General features: G+C 63.0%; 15 protein-coding genes and 1 tRNA gene. 4 read left to right on the top strand and 12 right to left on the bottom strand.

All coding sequences use genetic code 11. The features are described 5' to 3' along the window. Positions 1 to 117: 117 nt before the first annotated feature. Both AC5RWO_RS08770 and AC5RWO_RS08765 read right to left on the bottom strand, forming a co-directional pair. Positions 118 to 199 (bottom strand) — tRNA-Tyr (locus AC5RWO_RS08770). Between the two features lie 102 nt (positions 200 to 301). Beyond that, positions 302 to 676, bottom strand: a complete 375-nt coding sequence (locus tag AC5RWO_RS08765) for a hypothetical protein (protein ID WP_498731012.1) — start codon at positions 674 to 676, stop codon at positions 302 to 304. Between the two features lie 170 nt (positions 677 to 846). Between AC5RWO_RS08765 and AC5RWO_RS08760 the strand changes: the two genes are divergently transcribed. Continuing rightward, entirely contained in the window at positions 847 to 1,338 is a 492-nt protein-coding gene (locus AC5RWO_RS08760; RefSeq protein ID WP_498731011.1) for a YajQ family cyclic di-GMP-binding protein, read from the top strand. 62 nt (positions 1,339 to 1,400) lie between these two features. Here the strand turns inward: AC5RWO_RS08760 and AC5RWO_RS08755 are convergent, their stop codons facing one another. The 5 genes from AC5RWO_RS08755 to AC5RWO_RS08735 all read right to left on the bottom strand — a co-directional run bounded on the left by AC5RWO_RS08755 (position 1,401) and on the right by AC5RWO_RS08735 (position 5,813). Next, the gene (locus AC5RWO_RS08755; RefSeq protein WP_498731009.1) at positions 1,401 to 2,075 is read right to left on the bottom strand and encodes a histidine phosphatase family protein; all 675 of its coding nucleotides are present in this window, start codon (positions 2,073 to 2,075) and stop codon (positions 1,401 to 1,403) included. Positions 2,076 to 2,087: 12 nt separating this feature from the next. Beyond that, a complete protein-coding gene (htpX, locus tag AC5RWO_RS08750) occupies positions 2,088 to 2,954 on the bottom strand; it encodes a zinc metalloprotease HtpX (RefSeq protein ID WP_264668713.1) in 867 nt (288 codons plus the stop codon). A gap of 105 nt (positions 2,955 to 3,059) precedes the next feature. Continuing rightward, positions 3,060 to 4,340, bottom strand: coding sequence for an MFS transporter (locus AC5RWO_RS08745; RefSeq protein WP_498731008.1), 1,281 nt, complete (start codon positions 4,338 to 4,340; stop codon positions 3,060 to 3,062). A gap of 10 nt (positions 4,341 to 4,350) precedes the next feature. Next, on the bottom strand, positions 4,351 to 5,043 hold the full coding sequence (locus tag AC5RWO_RS08740; protein WP_498731007.1) for an esterase/lipase family protein: 693 nt from the start codon (positions 5,041 to 5,043) through the stop codon (positions 4,351 to 4,353). Between the two features lie 26 nt (positions 5,044 to 5,069). Beyond that, positions 5,070 to 5,813: an alpha/beta fold hydrolase gene (locus AC5RWO_RS08735; RefSeq protein WP_498731005.1), complete on the bottom strand. Its 744-nt coding sequence runs from the start codon at positions 5,811 to 5,813 to the stop codon at positions 5,070 to 5,072. Between the two features lie 171 nt (positions 5,814 to 5,984). Between AC5RWO_RS08735 and AC5RWO_RS08730 the strand changes: the two genes are divergently transcribed. Next, the gene (locus tag AC5RWO_RS08730; RefSeq protein ID WP_498731003.1) at positions 5,985 to 6,455 is read left to right on the top strand and encodes a Fur family transcriptional regulator; all 471 of its coding nucleotides are present in this window, start codon (positions 5,985 to 5,987) and stop codon (positions 6,453 to 6,455) included. Then, entirely contained in the window at positions 6,448 to 7,947 is a 1,500-nt protein-coding gene (locus tag AC5RWO_RS08725) for a catalase (protein ID WP_498731002.1), read from the top strand. Before AC5RWO_RS08730 ends, AC5RWO_RS08725 begins: the two co-directional genes overlap by 8 nt. 51 nt (positions 7,948 to 7,998) lie before the next feature. Here AC5RWO_RS08725 and AC5RWO_RS08720 read toward each other — a convergent pair whose 3' ends face one another. Together AC5RWO_RS08720 and AC5RWO_RS08715 are read right to left on the bottom strand one after the other, a co-directional pair. Then, on the bottom strand, positions 7,999 to 8,331 hold the full coding sequence (locus AC5RWO_RS08720; RefSeq protein ID WP_498731379.1) for an ankyrin repeat domain-containing protein: 333 nt from the start codon (positions 8,329 to 8,331) through the stop codon (positions 7,999 to 8,001). Between the two features lie 53 nt (positions 8,332 to 8,384). Further along, positions 8,385 to 8,978 carry a TetR/AcrR family transcriptional regulator gene (locus tag AC5RWO_RS08715; RefSeq protein WP_498731001.1) on the bottom strand — a complete coding sequence of 198 codons (594 nt, stop codon included), beginning with the start codon at positions 8,976 to 8,978 and terminating at the stop codon, positions 8,385 to 8,387. Positions 8,979 to 9,190: 212 nt separating this feature from the next. Between AC5RWO_RS08715 and AC5RWO_RS08710 the strand changes: the two genes are divergently transcribed. After that, positions 9,191 to 9,421, top strand: a complete 231-nt coding sequence (locus tag AC5RWO_RS08710; protein WP_498730999.1) for a hypothetical protein — start codon at positions 9,191 to 9,193, stop codon at positions 9,419 to 9,421. A gap of 59 nt (positions 9,422 to 9,480) precedes the next feature. Here the strand turns inward: AC5RWO_RS08710 and AC5RWO_RS08705 are convergent, their stop codons facing one another. From AC5RWO_RS08705 to AC5RWO_RS08695, 3 genes are all read right to left on the bottom strand, one after another. Continuing rightward, positions 9,481 to 10,908 (bottom strand): FAD-dependent oxidoreductase, encoded by a 1,428-nt coding sequence (locus tag AC5RWO_RS08705; RefSeq protein WP_498730997.1) that lies wholly within the window; start codon positions 10,906 to 10,908, stop codon positions 9,481 to 9,483. A 454-nt stretch (positions 10,909 to 11,362) separates the two neighbouring features. Next, positions 11,363 to 11,977 carry a hypothetical protein gene (locus AC5RWO_RS08700; RefSeq protein ID WP_498730995.1) on the bottom strand — a complete coding sequence of 205 codons (615 nt, stop codon included), beginning with the start codon at positions 11,975 to 11,977 and terminating at the stop codon, positions 11,363 to 11,365. 778 nt (positions 11,978 to 12,755) lie between these two features. Then, positions 12,756 to 13,241, bottom strand: a complete 486-nt coding sequence (locus AC5RWO_RS08695) for a hypothetical protein (protein WP_498730993.1) — start codon at positions 13,239 to 13,241, stop codon at positions 12,756 to 12,758. Between the last annotated feature and the right edge of the window lie 154 nt (positions 13,242 to 13,395).

Raw genomic sequence — 13,395 nt, 5'->3', positions numbered from 1 at the left:
AAATGTGACGTAATTGACATCTGGGACATATGAGACGGAGAGAAGTAGGCAGATGGATCGTTAAGTAAAAATCCCCGGAACCTCACAGTCGTGAAGTTCCGGGGATCTTACGTCCGGTGGCAGATGAGGGATTCGAACCCCCGTAGGCATTGCCAGCTGATTTACAGTCAGCCCCCTTTGGCCGCTCGGGTAATCTGCCGAACGTCTTCCTTGAAGACCGCCTCCGTAAGTGGAAGCAAGACAACCTTACAGAAGATCGGGCCGAGAATCGAATCGAGCTCCTGCCCCCCTGTTTTCCGAGCTAAAACCCGCGGTCAATGCGGGAGGCCAGCTGGGAAATGAAGCCGTCCGCCTGCCGCTGCGTCACCATCCCCCAGGTGACGGCCTGGTCCATCTCGGCACGCAGTCCCGCCAACCGCTCCTCACGTTCGGACTCCTGCTGGCCGCCGGCCAACCGGGCGTCCGCAAGCCGCTTCTCCAGCAGATCGGATTCCCGCCGGATGAATGTGCCAGTTCCGGCCACCGCGAGGTGGGAATGCACAGCATTCACTGTTGATGAACTTGCCGCCGCCGGTCCGGAACCGATGACCGTCAGGGTAGCCACCGTTGCGGCCGTGAGGAATGAGCCGGCGGCTACCCTAATTGAACGGACAAGGTACCGCTGGCGGCTGGACATCAACTGTCTCCTTAGATGCTTCGCTTGGTGAATCAATTATTCGAGTCTTTCGCCCGAAGATGCATAGGGACTGAGCGGAACCTGAGTGGGGGCCGTGAAGATACAGGCCGGGTCCGAGGACAGACAGTAGGCTAGTGGCAGAGTACGTTTCCCACACCCAAGGAGGAACCATGGCCAGTGAGTCATCATTCGATGTCGTCAGCAAGGTAGACACCCAGGAAGTTGCCAACGCCCTCAATCAGGCGCAGAAGGAGATCGCGCAGCGGTACGACTTCAAGGGCGTCGGCGCAGAGGTGGACTTCAGCGGCGAGAAGATTTTGATGAAGGCGAACTCCGAAGAACGGGTCAAGGCCGTCCTGGATGTCCTCCAGTCCAAGCTGGTCAAGCGGGGGATCTCGCTGAAGTCCCTCGACGCCGGGGAGCCGTACGCTTCCGGCAAGGAGTACCGGATCGAGGGCTCGATCAAGGAGGGCATTGCCCAGGATCAGGCCAAGAAGATCTCCAAGCTGATCCGCGATGAAGGCCCCAAGGGAGTGAAGGCCCAGATCCAGGGCGATGAGCTGCGCGTGAGTTCCAAGTCGCGGGACGACCTGCAGTCAGTCATGGGGATGCTGAAGTCAGCTGACCTGGACGTAGATCTCCAGTTCATCAACTACCGCTAGAAACTCTTGGCGCGGCAGCGCTGTCCCGCTGCCGCGCCAAGTCGGCCCACCGGCCTGAATGCTTACTGGTCTTCCCGGGCGGGAACCGGGTCACCCGTCGGCCCGTCGGTCAACGCATCCGCCAGCTCGGCTCCGCCCACGGCCTGGCCCATCCAAGTCAATGCCCTCCAGCCGTTGGCCAGACTGCCTTCAAGCACAACCACGCCGGTGTTGCTGAGAATCTGACGCGCAACAAACGGAACACTCAGATTTCCCGCCCTCGCTCCGGCCCAGCTGCGGATCATGGCTCCGTGGCTGAAAATGGCGGCAGTTGCCAGCCCTGCGGCCTCGGCCTCGGCGACCACCTCATCGAAACGGCCGAACGTCTCGTGGCCGTCCGGCCCGCCCGGCATCCGCTGGTCCAGCTCTCCGCCGGACCAGGCGAAAACAGTGGTCATGTAGGTCCGCACCGATTCGGTGTCGCCGAGCATCTCGAGCTGTCCGGCGGAAATTTCCTTCACGCCGTCGCGAATTTCAACGTCCAGTTGCATCCCGGTGGCAAGCGGCGAGGCGGTCAACTGGGTACGGATCGCGGTGGAGGCGAACAGCGCGTCGATCGGCTCGCCGTCGAGGGCCTTTGGCAGTGCCCGGGCCTGCTTGTGGCCCAGCCTGGTCAGTTCCGGTCCGGGAATCGCAGTGTCCAGCAGGCCCTTGATATTCGACGGCGTTTGGCCATGGCGGATCAGCAGCAGGCGCATCGGGTCCGCTCCTTAGCCAAGGGTCCGACCCGCCATTCGTTCCAGCCGGGCCACACGATCATCCATCGGCGGATGGGTGCTGAACATCTTCTTGAGTCCGCCGCCACGGAACGGGTTGGCGATCATGAGGTGGCTGGTGTTGACCAGTTTCTGGTCCTGGGGCAAGGGCGCCTGCTGGGTGCCGTACTGCAGTTTACGCAGCGCGGATGCCAGTGCCAGCGGATCGTCGGTCAGCTGCGCGCCGTCTTCATCGGCGTCGTACTCGCGGGTCCGGCTGATGGACATCTGGATCAGCATGGCGGCGACCGGCGCCAGCAGCGACATGGCGAGCAGGGCAATGGGGTTGGCGTTCCGGTCCCGGCCGCCGAAGAACAGCATGAACTGGGCGACCGACGTGATGACTCCGGCGACGGCGGCGGCCACCGAGGACGTGAGGATGTCGCGGTTGTAGACGTGCATCAGTTCGTGGCCGAGCACCCCGCGCAACTCGCGCTCAGTGAGCAGGCGGAGAATGCCCTCGGTGCAGCAAACCGCGGAGTTCTGCGGGTTGCGGCCGGTGGCGAAGGCGTTCGGCGCCTGCGTGGGCGAGACGTACAGCCGCGGCATCGGCTGGTTTGCGCGGGTGGATAGCTCGCGGACAATCCGGTACATCTGAGGCTGCTGCTGCTCGGTAACCGGGTAGGCCTGCATGGCGCGGATGGCCAGCTTGTCGCTGTTCCAGTAGCTGTACGCCGTGGTGCCGACACCGATCAGGGCCATAATCCAGATCCAGCTGCTGCTGCCCGTGCCGCTGGCCAGCAGGGCACCGATGCCCAGCAGGATCGCAAACAGCACGCCGAGCAAGCCGGCTGTCTTCAAACCGTTGAAATGATTGTGCACCGCGTCAGGTCTCCTTCTACGCCGGCCGTCGGTGACCAGCGTGGCACGCCCGGCCATCTTCTGACCAGGCACTCCATATAACGTACAGCGGCGGCGCCGTGTTCCTTACGGCTCCGGGTTCCTATCGTCATACCGGGCAAAGCGCGGCTGCCATTTATGCAGCAGCCAGACCGCCAACATGCATGCCAGTCCCCCGGCGACGGCCGCGAACCCCTCGCCCAGCCACTCGCCGTTTCCGCCAGCCACCGCGTCCCCGAGCCGCGGCCCGCCGGCAACGACGACGATGAAGATGCCCTGGAGCCGGCCCCGCATGGCGTCCGGCGTCGCCGACTGCAGGATGGTGTTGCGGAACACGCCGCTGACGGTATCCGCCGCCCCTGCCACCATCAGGCAGGCCACCGCCGGAACCAGCCAGGTGCTGACGCTTCCATCCGCCGCCGCTTCGGCCTTGCCCGCAAGAACGACGACGACGCCAAAGGCCGTGACCGCGGTTCCCCACACTGCCACGCACCACAGCACCGCCAGCCCTTGCCGACGAATCTGGCCCAGCGGCCCGGAGAAGAGAGCCGCAAGAAACGCGCCCGCAGCAACCGCAGCCAGCAGGATTCCCGCCGACGCTTCCCCGCCGCCGATGACCACTGCTCCGATGGCCGGCATCAGGGCGCGGGGCTGCGCCAGGACCATGGCGGCCATGTCCACCAGGAAGGTCATCCGGATGTTGGGCCGGGTGCGCAGGAACTGCAGCCCCTCGAGGACCGACCGGAGGCCCGCCTTGCGGACCTCGCCCTCCGGCGGGATCGGCGGCAGCCGGAACACGGCCCAGATGGCGGCAGTAAAGGTCACTACGTCGATGGTGTACGTCCAACCGAACCCGACGTTGGCCACCAGCACACCGGCGAGCAGCGGGCCGATGGTCATGCCCAGTCCGAACGTCATCATGGTCAGGGCATTGGCAGCAGGCAGGATCTCCCGCCGGACCAGCCGGGGCACAATTGCGCTGCGGGCCGGCTGGTTCAGGCCCGCAGCGGCGGAATGAATGGCTATCAGGACGTAGAGCAGCCAGACCTGGCCCAGCCCGTACCAGGCATGCAGCGCGAACAGCCCGGCGCAGGCCCAGAGCACCAGACCGGAGTAGAGGGCGACCTTCCGGCGGTCGTGCGCGTCCACCACGGAGCCGCCGTACAGTCCCGCCAGCACCAGCGGGACCAGCCCGACAATGCCGATGGCACCGACCGCGAGGGTCGACTGCGTCAGCTGGTAGACCTCGAGGCTGACCGCCACGAGCGTGAGCTGGGCACCGATCGAGGACAGCGAGGTCCCGATCCACATCCGCCGAAAATCCAGGCTCTCCTTGAGCGGAGTGGTGTCGGCGAACAGTTTGGGCATGAATGAGATTCTAGTTGCCGGAAGCACCTTTCTCTGACAGCACGCTGCGGATCACCTCAAGCACCTTGGAGTCGCCGATGATACGGAAGTGGCCCATCAGGTCCAGCTCGATGTTCTCCGCGCCGGGCAGTTCGCTGCCGCCGGGGATGTGGGGATCAAAGGTGCTGTAGACCGAGGTGATCCGGTGGTTCACGGACAGTTCTACGGCAAGGGATCGCAGGGCGCTGTTGCTGGGCGAGAAGGCCCTGATGCTGGGAACCAGGAAGAACCGGGCGTAGACGGAACCGGAAAACGGAGTGTTGATGGCAACCATACGGGCTATGCGTCCGGCGGCGCCCGGCATGGTCATGGCGTACTTGCCGATGAGCCCGCCTTTGCTGTGGGCCACGATGGTCACGTTCTTCAGGTCTGCTGCCTCCAGGTAGGCGCTGACCAGTTCCGCCATCCTGGCCACGGTGCCCCGGTTGTATCCGAGCGGCTCCACCACGTGGACCGGATGACCTGCCTGACTCAGGTCTTCGGCGATGGGCTTGAGGAACTGCCATTTTTCGTAGATGCCTGGGATAAGCAGCACCGGCTGGTCCTCCCGACCTGCTGCCTGCAGATAAGGCGCAGGATCATCACGGAACAGGAAGCCGTGCACCTGCCAATAGGCCACATAGGCATAGTCCTGCAGCCATGCCCAGCCACGGCGCAGCGTCATTCCGACGCTTCGGGCCCGACCGTCGCTCATGCCCGTGCAGCCAGTTCCAGGCAGTAGCCCGCGACTGTTCTGGGCCGGCGGAACATCGCCACGTGGGCCTCGCCCGATACTTCCGCAATCCGCGCGCCAGGGCAGGCCCGTCCAAGTTCGGCAACCCACTCGCGCGGCGCGATCGGGTCGCGTTCACCGCGCAGCACCAGCGTGGGCACGTCAATCTCTGCCACAGTTTCCTCCAGCCGGTGCCCGACCATTTCGGAGACGGTGGTGAAGTACCAACGTTTGCTGGACCGCGCATAATCGCTCAGCACCACGTAGTTGATCTGTGGTGGTTCCCTCAGCGTGTCCTGGAACAGCCGCCACCCCTGCTGAAGGGCGGTTCGCTCCTTCCGGTTCGTCGTCGGCCCCAGCAGCACCAGGGCGCGCGTCAGCTCGGGATGGGCAACCGTCATCTCCGCGGTGATCTGGCACCCCATTGAATGCCCCACCAGCACCCCGGGGCCAATGCCGGCAGAATCCAGCGCACCCCGCACCAGCCGGGCGAAACCCGGCATCGACAGCGCCTGCCGTGGAGCCTTGGTACCGCCGAATCCTGGCAGCTCAACAGAGTGCACGGCACCGAAGGCAGCCAGTTCCCGGGCCAGCGGGGCAAAATACCGCGGCGAGACCCCGATGCCGGGAACCAGGACGAAGGTTTCCGGCCCGCTGCCCCGGGTCAGAATTTTAAGTTCGCGTCCTTCTAGCTGCACCGTGGATTCCTGGGCTGGAGACATAAAGTGCGCACCTCCTCATGTGAATGTCATCGTAGGCTACTGGGCGGCGCCTGCGGACGATGATGGACCATTGGTGCGTCAGTAGAAGCGCCCAGGTCTCCCGTGACCCCCGACACGCCCGGAGCGAAATCTTTTCTGGACTCATTCCAGAAAACATGAAAGTATCGGTGCATGGTCGATATGAGGGAGCCGGAGGACTTGCTGCGTGAAGCCATGCTTCGCGTGACCCGTCCACGGACTGCAGTGCTGGAGGCCGTCCGTGCCCACCCGCACGCCGATGCCGACACCATCACTGGTGTGGTGAAGGCCGAACTCGGCACTGTCTCGAAGCAAGCCGTCTATGACGTGCTCGCGGCGCTGACCGATGCCAAGCTGGTGCGCCGGATCGAGCCGTCAGGTTCACCGGCCCGCTTCGAGGCCCGGGTTGGCGACAACCACCACCACCTGGTGTGCCGGTCATGCGGAGGGATCGAAGACGTGGACTGCGCTGTTGGCGCCGCACCGTGTCTCTCGGCCTCCGATGGCCACGGCTTCACGATTGACGAAGCCGAGGTCACGTACTGGGGCATCTGTCCGGCCTGCACTGCCAAAAAGACCTTCACAATGGAAGATCCGACAAGGAGCAATAGAACATATGGCTGAAAACACCAAGCCGCTGACAACCGTTGCGGGCGCGCCCGTCGCGGACAACCAGGACAGCCTGACCGCCGGCCCGCGCGGCCCCATGCTGCTGCAGGACGTCTGGTTCCTGGAGAAGATGGCGCACTTCGACCGCGAGGTCATCCCCGAGCGCCGCATGCATGCCAAGGGCTCCGGTGCTTATGGCACGTTCACGGTGACTAATGACATCACCAAGTACACCAGCGCCAAGATCTTCTCCGAGGTCGGCAAGAAGACCGAACTGTTCGCCCGTTTCTCCACTGTTGCCGGAGAGCGCGGCGCAGCCGACGCCGAGCGCGACATCCGTGGTTTCTCCGTCAAGTTCTACACTGAAGAGGGCAACTGGGACCTGGTCGGCAACAACACCCCGGTGTTCTTCTTCCGCGATCCGCTGAAGTTCCCCGACCTCAACCACGCTGTGAAGCGCGACCCGCGCACCAACCTGCGCAACGCCGAGAACAACTGGGACTTCTGGACCAACCTGCCTGAGGCCCTGCACCAGGTCACCATCGTTATGTCCGACCGCGGCATCCCGGCCTCCTACCGCCACATGCACGGCTTCGGCTCGCACACCTTCAGCTTCATCAACGACGCCGGTGAGCGGTTCTGGGTTAAGTTCCACCACCGTACGCAGCAGGGCATCAAGAACCTCACCGATGAGGAAGCTGCCAAGCTCGTAGGTGACGATCGCGAATCGCACCAGCGCGATCTGCTCGATTCGATTGACCGCGGCGACTTCCCGAAGTGGAAGCTCATGGTCCAGATCATGCCCGAGGCCGACGCGGAGACGTACAAGTACCACCCGTTCGACCTCACGAAGGTCTGGTCCAAGAAGGACTATCCCCTGATCGAGGTTGGCGAGTGGGAACTGAACCGCAACCCGGAGAACTACTTCGCCGATGTTGAGCAGGCCGCTTTCTCGCCGGCGAATGTTGTTCCGGGCATCAGCTTCTCCCCGGACCGGATGCTGCAGGGCCGCCTGTTCTCCTACGGCGACGCGCAGCGCTATCGCCTGGGTGTCAACCACCACCAGATCCCGGTGAACTACCCGCGCGGCGCCGGCTTGGTCAACTCCTACCACCGTGACGGTGCCATGCGTGTTGATGGCAACCAGGGTGCCACCCCGGGCATCGAGCCGAACTCCTACGGCCGCTGGCAGCAGCAGTCGGCGTACCGCGAGCCGGCACTGGCCGTGGGAGCACAGGCCGACCGGTTCAACTACCGCGAGGACGACGACAACTACTTCGAGCAGCCCGGCATCCTGTTCCGCGAGAAGATGTCTGCCGAGCAGAAGCAGGTGCTCTTCGAGAACACCGCGCGCGGCATCGACGGGGCTTCCGAAGCGACCATCGAGCGGCACATCGCCAACTGCACGAAGGCCGATCCGGCCTACGGCGAAGGCGTCCGCAAGGCCATTGAGGCACTGCGCGCCGGCAAGCTTTCCGAGACGGACGTAAACTCCGACTCGGTCTAAGGGCCAAAAAAGATGCCCGGGACCAGCCATGCGGCTGGTCCCGGGCATTTCTCATTTCTCGAGCAAGTGCTCCCGGCCGAACATCTTGGCTGCGTCGCGCGCGGTCGGCGTACCGGCATCGAGGTCGGCGCCCGCGGCCAGAAGTTTGACCACGACCGCATCTTCGCCCTTGAACAGCGCGCCGGCAATCGGCGACTGGTCGCGGACATTACGGAGGTCAGGATTGGCTCCGCGCTCCAGCAGCATCGCCACAGTCTCTTCGTGGCCGTGGTAAGCCGCGAGCATCAGCAGGGTATTGCGGTCCGAATCGAGCACGTCCACGTGCAGTCCATGGTCGAGAAATTCCGACAGTTCATCTGTCTTGCCTTCGCGGGCTAGATCCATAGCAAGCCCGACAACGCGTGCGGTCTGTTCTTCATTGAGTGGGATTTCGTTCGTCACGGTTCCAGCGTAGGCGAAGACGCTGCCTTTGACAGGTAACGGTCCAGCAGGAGGCGGAAGGCCGCCGTCGTTTGTTCCGTATGGCCAGTAAGCACGTGCTCGTACAGCAGGCCATGAACACCCGCTGCAAAGAGGCGCCCTTCGACTTCTGCCGTCTCCGGTCCTACCCCGTTGGCCTGCAGCCAGCCGGTGGCGACGTCCTGCCAGGCGCCATAGAGGTCGGCGGAGTGGTTGCCGAAGGCTCCTCCCGGATCCTGCATCGCCGCTTCGAAACCCAGCCGCTGGAGCTGCCGCCCACGGGCCGTCATGGATCGGCTCCACAATTGGAGCATCTGTTCCCGGAACCCCTCGGGTGCCAGTTGGAGCATTTGGCCCCTCGGTGGCGCTGCCAGCCCGGACTGGACCTGGGCCACAATTTCGGCGACCAGCTGCTCCCTGGTACCGAAGTGGTAGACGAGCATGTAACTGCTGATCCCCAGCCCTTCCGCCAAGGACCGGAAGGACAGACCAGCAAGGTTCTTGTCCTGCAAATAATCCAGAATGCCCGCCAGCAGTTGTGGCTTGCGCTGGAGATTCTGCGGTCTGGCCATGCCCCGTGCGCGCTCCTCGTCCTCCGTGGCATCCTGGCTGGATGCTCTGCTGGACCCCAGCATAGTGCGACGCAATATGAAGTTTGATTTTCACAACTTTTTCTAGGTGTGCCGTCCTAAGGTAGAGCGCAATGGCTCGCATACTGGTATAGGGACGGCACGGGGGTCGGACCAGCCGGAAACGGTTAAGCCATCAACTGAGGATGGGTATCGTGGCTACAACACAGTCTTGGCTGCAATGGAGCACCGCTAAGCTGACCGGCCGACGCAGACCGGCCGAAGAAACGCGTTCGGGGCCGGGCGCCCAGGACAAAGGCCCGGAGCCGCTGATCAACAGCCTGCGGACGGTCTATCCGGAAGCGCGAATCAGCACTCCGAGCCGGAACAAGATCCGGCTCGAGCTGCCCAGCGGCGACGTCCTGCGCTTCTACGTCAATCCGTAGCTGACGGAACTAACCAGCGTCCGGGCGCACACCCTGCGTCCGCCCGACGTTCCCGGGTGTCAGCCGCGGGAGACGCGCACCATCTCGTCGCGCGGCACAACCTTAACGCGCTCGCGCTGGACGGCGGGAGCACCGCCGTCGTCGTTCGCCGCTGCGAAATCGGCGCCGAGCTTGCGCTCATACTCATCCAGCTTCAGCCAACCCTGCCAAGTGGTGTATTCGACGCCGCGCTCTTCGAGCAGCTTAATGATGGCGTCCTCGCCGGGGTTCTTCGCCGCAGGCAGATCCAGCCGGTCCTCCAAAAGGAAACCGATGGTTTCCAGCGCGTCACCCTTGGTGTGGCCGATGAGGCCGACGGGGCCGCGCTTGATCCAGCCCGTAGTGTAGATGCCCGGCACCGGATTGCCTTCGGTGCCGATCACGCGGCCACCCTCATTCGGGATGACGCCGCGGCGTTCGTCGAAACCGACCTCGGGCAGCTCTGAGCCAAAGTAGCCGATGGCGCGGTAAACGGCCTGGACCGGGTACTCGACGATCTCGCCGGTGCCCCGGACATTGCCGGTACCATCCAGCTCGTTGCGCTCGAATTTCATCGCGGCAACCTTGCCGGCGCCGTCGCCCGTACCCTCGACAATTTCCACCGGGGTGTGCAGGAAATGCAGGTGCAGCCGGCGCGAAGCCCCGGTGTCCTGCTCTTCCACGAGCCAGTTGGTCAGCGTGTTGACCATGGTCTTGGTCTGGTTGTTGGAGCGGATCTGCTCGTCCGAGCCTTCGTCGAAGTCGAAGTCTTCCGGGTAGAGCACAATGTCGACGTCGCGGGAATGCGAGAGTTCGCGCAGCTCCAGCGGCGTGAACTTAACCTGCGCCGGACCGCGGCGGCCGAAGACGTGGACATCGGTCACCGGCGAATTCTTCAGGCCCTGGTAGACGTTGTCCGGTATCTCGGTAGTCAGCAGATCGTCGGCGTGCTTGGAGAGCACACGTGCAACATCGAGGGCCACATTCCCGTTGCCGATGACCGCAATTTCCTTGGCCTCCAGCGGCCACTCGCGGGGAACGTCCGGGTGGCCGTCGTACCAGGAGACGAAGTCCGCGGCTCCGAAGGAGCCTTCAAGCTCGACGCCGGGAATGTTCAGGTCCGCGTCCTTGATGGCGCCGGTGGAGAAAATGATCGCGTCGTAGAAGTCGCGGAAGTCCTTCAGCGTCAGGTCCCGCCCATAGTTGACGTTGCCCAGGAAACGGATGTCACCGCGGTCCAGCACCTTGTGCAGTGCGTTCACGATGCCCTTGATCCGGGGGTGGTCCGGTGCAACACCGTAGCGGATCAGACCGTAGGGCGCGGGGTACTGGTCGAAGAGGTCGATGCTGACTTCGAAGTCGCGTTCGGCCTTGGTCAGAATGTCGGCAGCGTAGACACCTGCAGGGCCGGCTCCGATGATGGCGACCCGCAACGGGCGCTGCTCCCGGTCCGCAACTGAGTTAGACACTGATCGTCCTTCTTTCGGGGAATCCTCCTGCGCAATAAGCGCACAGTTTCCTATTCTAAATGCCGCAGTCGCCCACGTCCTAAAACGGTGGCGTCGGACACAGGGCGCTGACGCTACCTGCGCTCATGACCTTGTAAGCCCGCAGCCTTGCGGGCATCTTTCAGGCGGTCCCGGATCCGTAGTGGCCACAGCACGTGCGACTCCTCGGCCGCCGACTGAATGCCCTCTGTACTGGACATAGGCCGTCGGCAATACGTCCAGCCGTGTTCCTTGCTTGGGGCAGGGAACATGCGGACACCATCGAGCCGCTCCTAAACTCAGGACTCTCCCGGGCCCGAACCAGCGGTTCAACGCCGCCGTAGCTCACAAGCTCGGCGCAATGTCGCCCTAGGAATCAACTCTTCCGGCACCCCAGAGGAGGATTCAACGGCAGATACCGTCTGGCTGGATCCGGTTAACGCGCAAATTGCGCCGGGCGGAGCTGGGTTTCCTTCAGGTCGCCAACTTCGCTGCGGGCGGCCACAGCCCAGTAAACGCCGGCATCGGACTTATTCAGCTCCATGGCTTCCGCGAAGGAAGCGTCATGACCGATGTAATGCAACTTAAAAATGTCCTGCCCCTGCTGATCTCGCCCATGAGCCGTGACCCGGCAGGGCAGACCGCGGAAGGTGCACGTCCAAATCCCCTCAAATAGGTCAGTGACCTCACCGATGTCTACCTTCTTTCGCCACAGCCCTCGAGCAGTCTGCGTCCATGGCTCCCAGAACTCGTCCTCATCCAGATCTCCTTTTTCCGGCTCCTCGTCATCGGGCCGCTCGGAGGCGCATAACACCACGGCTCCGCCACCATCCACGACATCGGCCACATAGGGATTGAAATTCCAAACAGCAAGGGTGCCGAGCACATCCTCCGGCAACAACTTCTCCTGCGCCGCCGGGCCGTCCCATGCCACGGGCACCCAGCCGGAAGCTGCATCAGGGTAGACCCCCAGGAGGGATTCGGTGCCGTGGCCGCTGATCCTCCACAGTTCCGCACCTGCGGGCACGCGAACCGGGTCCAAGTAGTACACGGGGACAGGCGTGCCTCCCTCCCAGCCAGCGAATCCCGTCCCTGTATACGGAGGACGATCGCGCACTTCCGGTTCTGCAGCATCATGGAGAGACTCCCCTGACGGGGCGGGAAACCGGAGGACATCTACATACTCCGGGGCGGCAGGGAACGGCGATCCGGGAAACCCCAGCCCATGGACCGAGTGCAGTTGCGCCGGCGACAACCCGGCGAGCTGCGCAGCAGGGAGCACAAACCCTGCCAGCAGATCCGCTGACCTGCCCAAATACTGTTCCAGGTCATAGCCGTGCACGGCCTTCTGCAAGATCGCTACCATAATGAGCTTTCCCTTCCTTAAACCGTCAATATCCCGGTCCTACCATCCGTATTTCCTGTTGAGCGCGAACACATCGCGGAGCGTGGTCTCCCGCAAATCATGCAGTTCGGACAGCGGTACCGTCACCCGGATGTCACCCGGCCCAACTAAGGAACTCTCTATCCCCCGACAGTGTGAGCGTCGGAATCGGCAACCATGGCTTCATGCTCTTGGCCTTCGAAAATCGCATACTGTCCGGCTGACCGGGCGCCATTGATCCGCGGGATCATTGACGAAGCTCCAGGCCGGGGGTGCCTGTTCATGCCCGTCAAAAGTAGCCGTCCGGTCTCAAGACGGCCGCAGGAAACAATACGTCTGGGCATCGATCATGAGGATCCTCCTGGCAGTCCTTCACCGTCTCTGTCGAGGCAATAGCCTACTGGAGCGACAGGAACCCACACCTCACAAGGTTGCCGGTTCCTCATCACCAACCCCATTTCTTGTATTCGACGAAATTGTCGCGGATTCCTGTCTCCTGCAAGTCTGTTAGTTCAGATACGGGCACTGTTACCTCAATATCTCCTGGTCCATTGAACGAGTACTTCAACCCGGCTTGCTCCACGAGCGGCTTCAACTCGCGAAGTGCACGGTGCCAATCCGCATCGGCATAGGCAACGGCCATCCCATCATCAGTAAACGCAACAATCGTCAGTCGGTAGCCCTTCCAATTCGCCACCGCACCGATAGATTCCCATTTTTCTAATACCTTGTAGTCGACAACGCGTGTAAATCTAAATTGTCCTGCACCCACCGCTCGGTTCTTGGACCATCCCGGTCCGGGTGCCACCTTAGCGACCGTGGCCAGCATGATCGTGCGTGCTTCAGGATCTGCCACCGTCGCATCGAATTCACGACCGTCTAAGACCGCATACTCGCCGGCAGGACGTACGCCCTTTACCCGCCGCGTCATAGGTGCTGCTCCGATCGCATTCGGCAAGATACCGCCGACGATTGCACAGCCGCCAAGGCATTAGCACGGTCCTGCGATACATTCGGGCGAACGCTGGTCATTTCCGGCCTTTCTGCTTCGATCACACAGACGCGGTCATTGTGCATCCGAACCA

Source organism: Arthrobacter sp. B055-34 (assembly GCF_059090425.1).
Note: the sequence above shows the minus strand (reverse complement) of the source record. Positions and strands in the feature narration are given on the sequence as shown.

Coding starts and splice junctions, on each gene's coding strand:
- AC5RWO_RS08765 (WP_498731012.1), bottom strand. CDS start 676: ATGTCCAGCCGCCAGCGGTACCTTGTCCGTTCAATTAGGGTAGCCGCC.
- AC5RWO_RS08760 (WP_498731011.1), top strand. CDS start 847: ATGGCCAGTGAGTCATCATTCGATGTCGTCAGCAAGGTAGACACCCAG.
- AC5RWO_RS08755 (WP_498731009.1), bottom strand. CDS start 2,075: ATGCGCCTGCTGCTGATCCGCCATGGCCAAACGCCGTCGAATATCAAG.
- AC5RWO_RS08745 (WP_498731008.1), bottom strand. CDS start 4,340: ATGCCCAAACTGTTCGCCGACACCACTCCGCTCAAGGAGAGCCTGGAT.
- AC5RWO_RS08740 (WP_498731007.1), bottom strand. CDS start 5,043: ATGACGCTGCGCCGTGGCTGGGCATGGCTGCAGGACTATGCCTATGTG.
- AC5RWO_RS08735 (WP_498731005.1), bottom strand. CDS start 5,813: ATGTCTCCAGCCCAGGAATCCACGGTGCAGCTAGAAGGACGCGAACTT.
- AC5RWO_RS08730 (WP_498731003.1), top strand. CDS start 5,985: ATGGTCGATATGAGGGAGCCGGAGGACTTGCTGCGTGAAGCCATGCTT.
- AC5RWO_RS08725 (WP_498731002.1), top strand. CDS start 6,448: ATGGCTGAAAACACCAAGCCGCTGACAACCGTTGCGGGCGCGCCCGTC.
- AC5RWO_RS08720 (WP_498731379.1), bottom strand. CDS start 8,331: ATGGATCTAGCCCGCGAAGGCAAGACAGATGAACTGTCGGAATTTCTC.
- AC5RWO_RS08715 (WP_498731001.1), bottom strand. CDS start 8,978: ATGGCCAGACCGCAGAATCTCCAGCGCAAGCCACAACTGCTGGCGGGC.
- AC5RWO_RS08695 (WP_498730993.1), bottom strand. CDS start 13,241: ATGACGCGGCGGGTAAAGGGCGTACGTCCTGCCGGCGAGTATGCGGTC.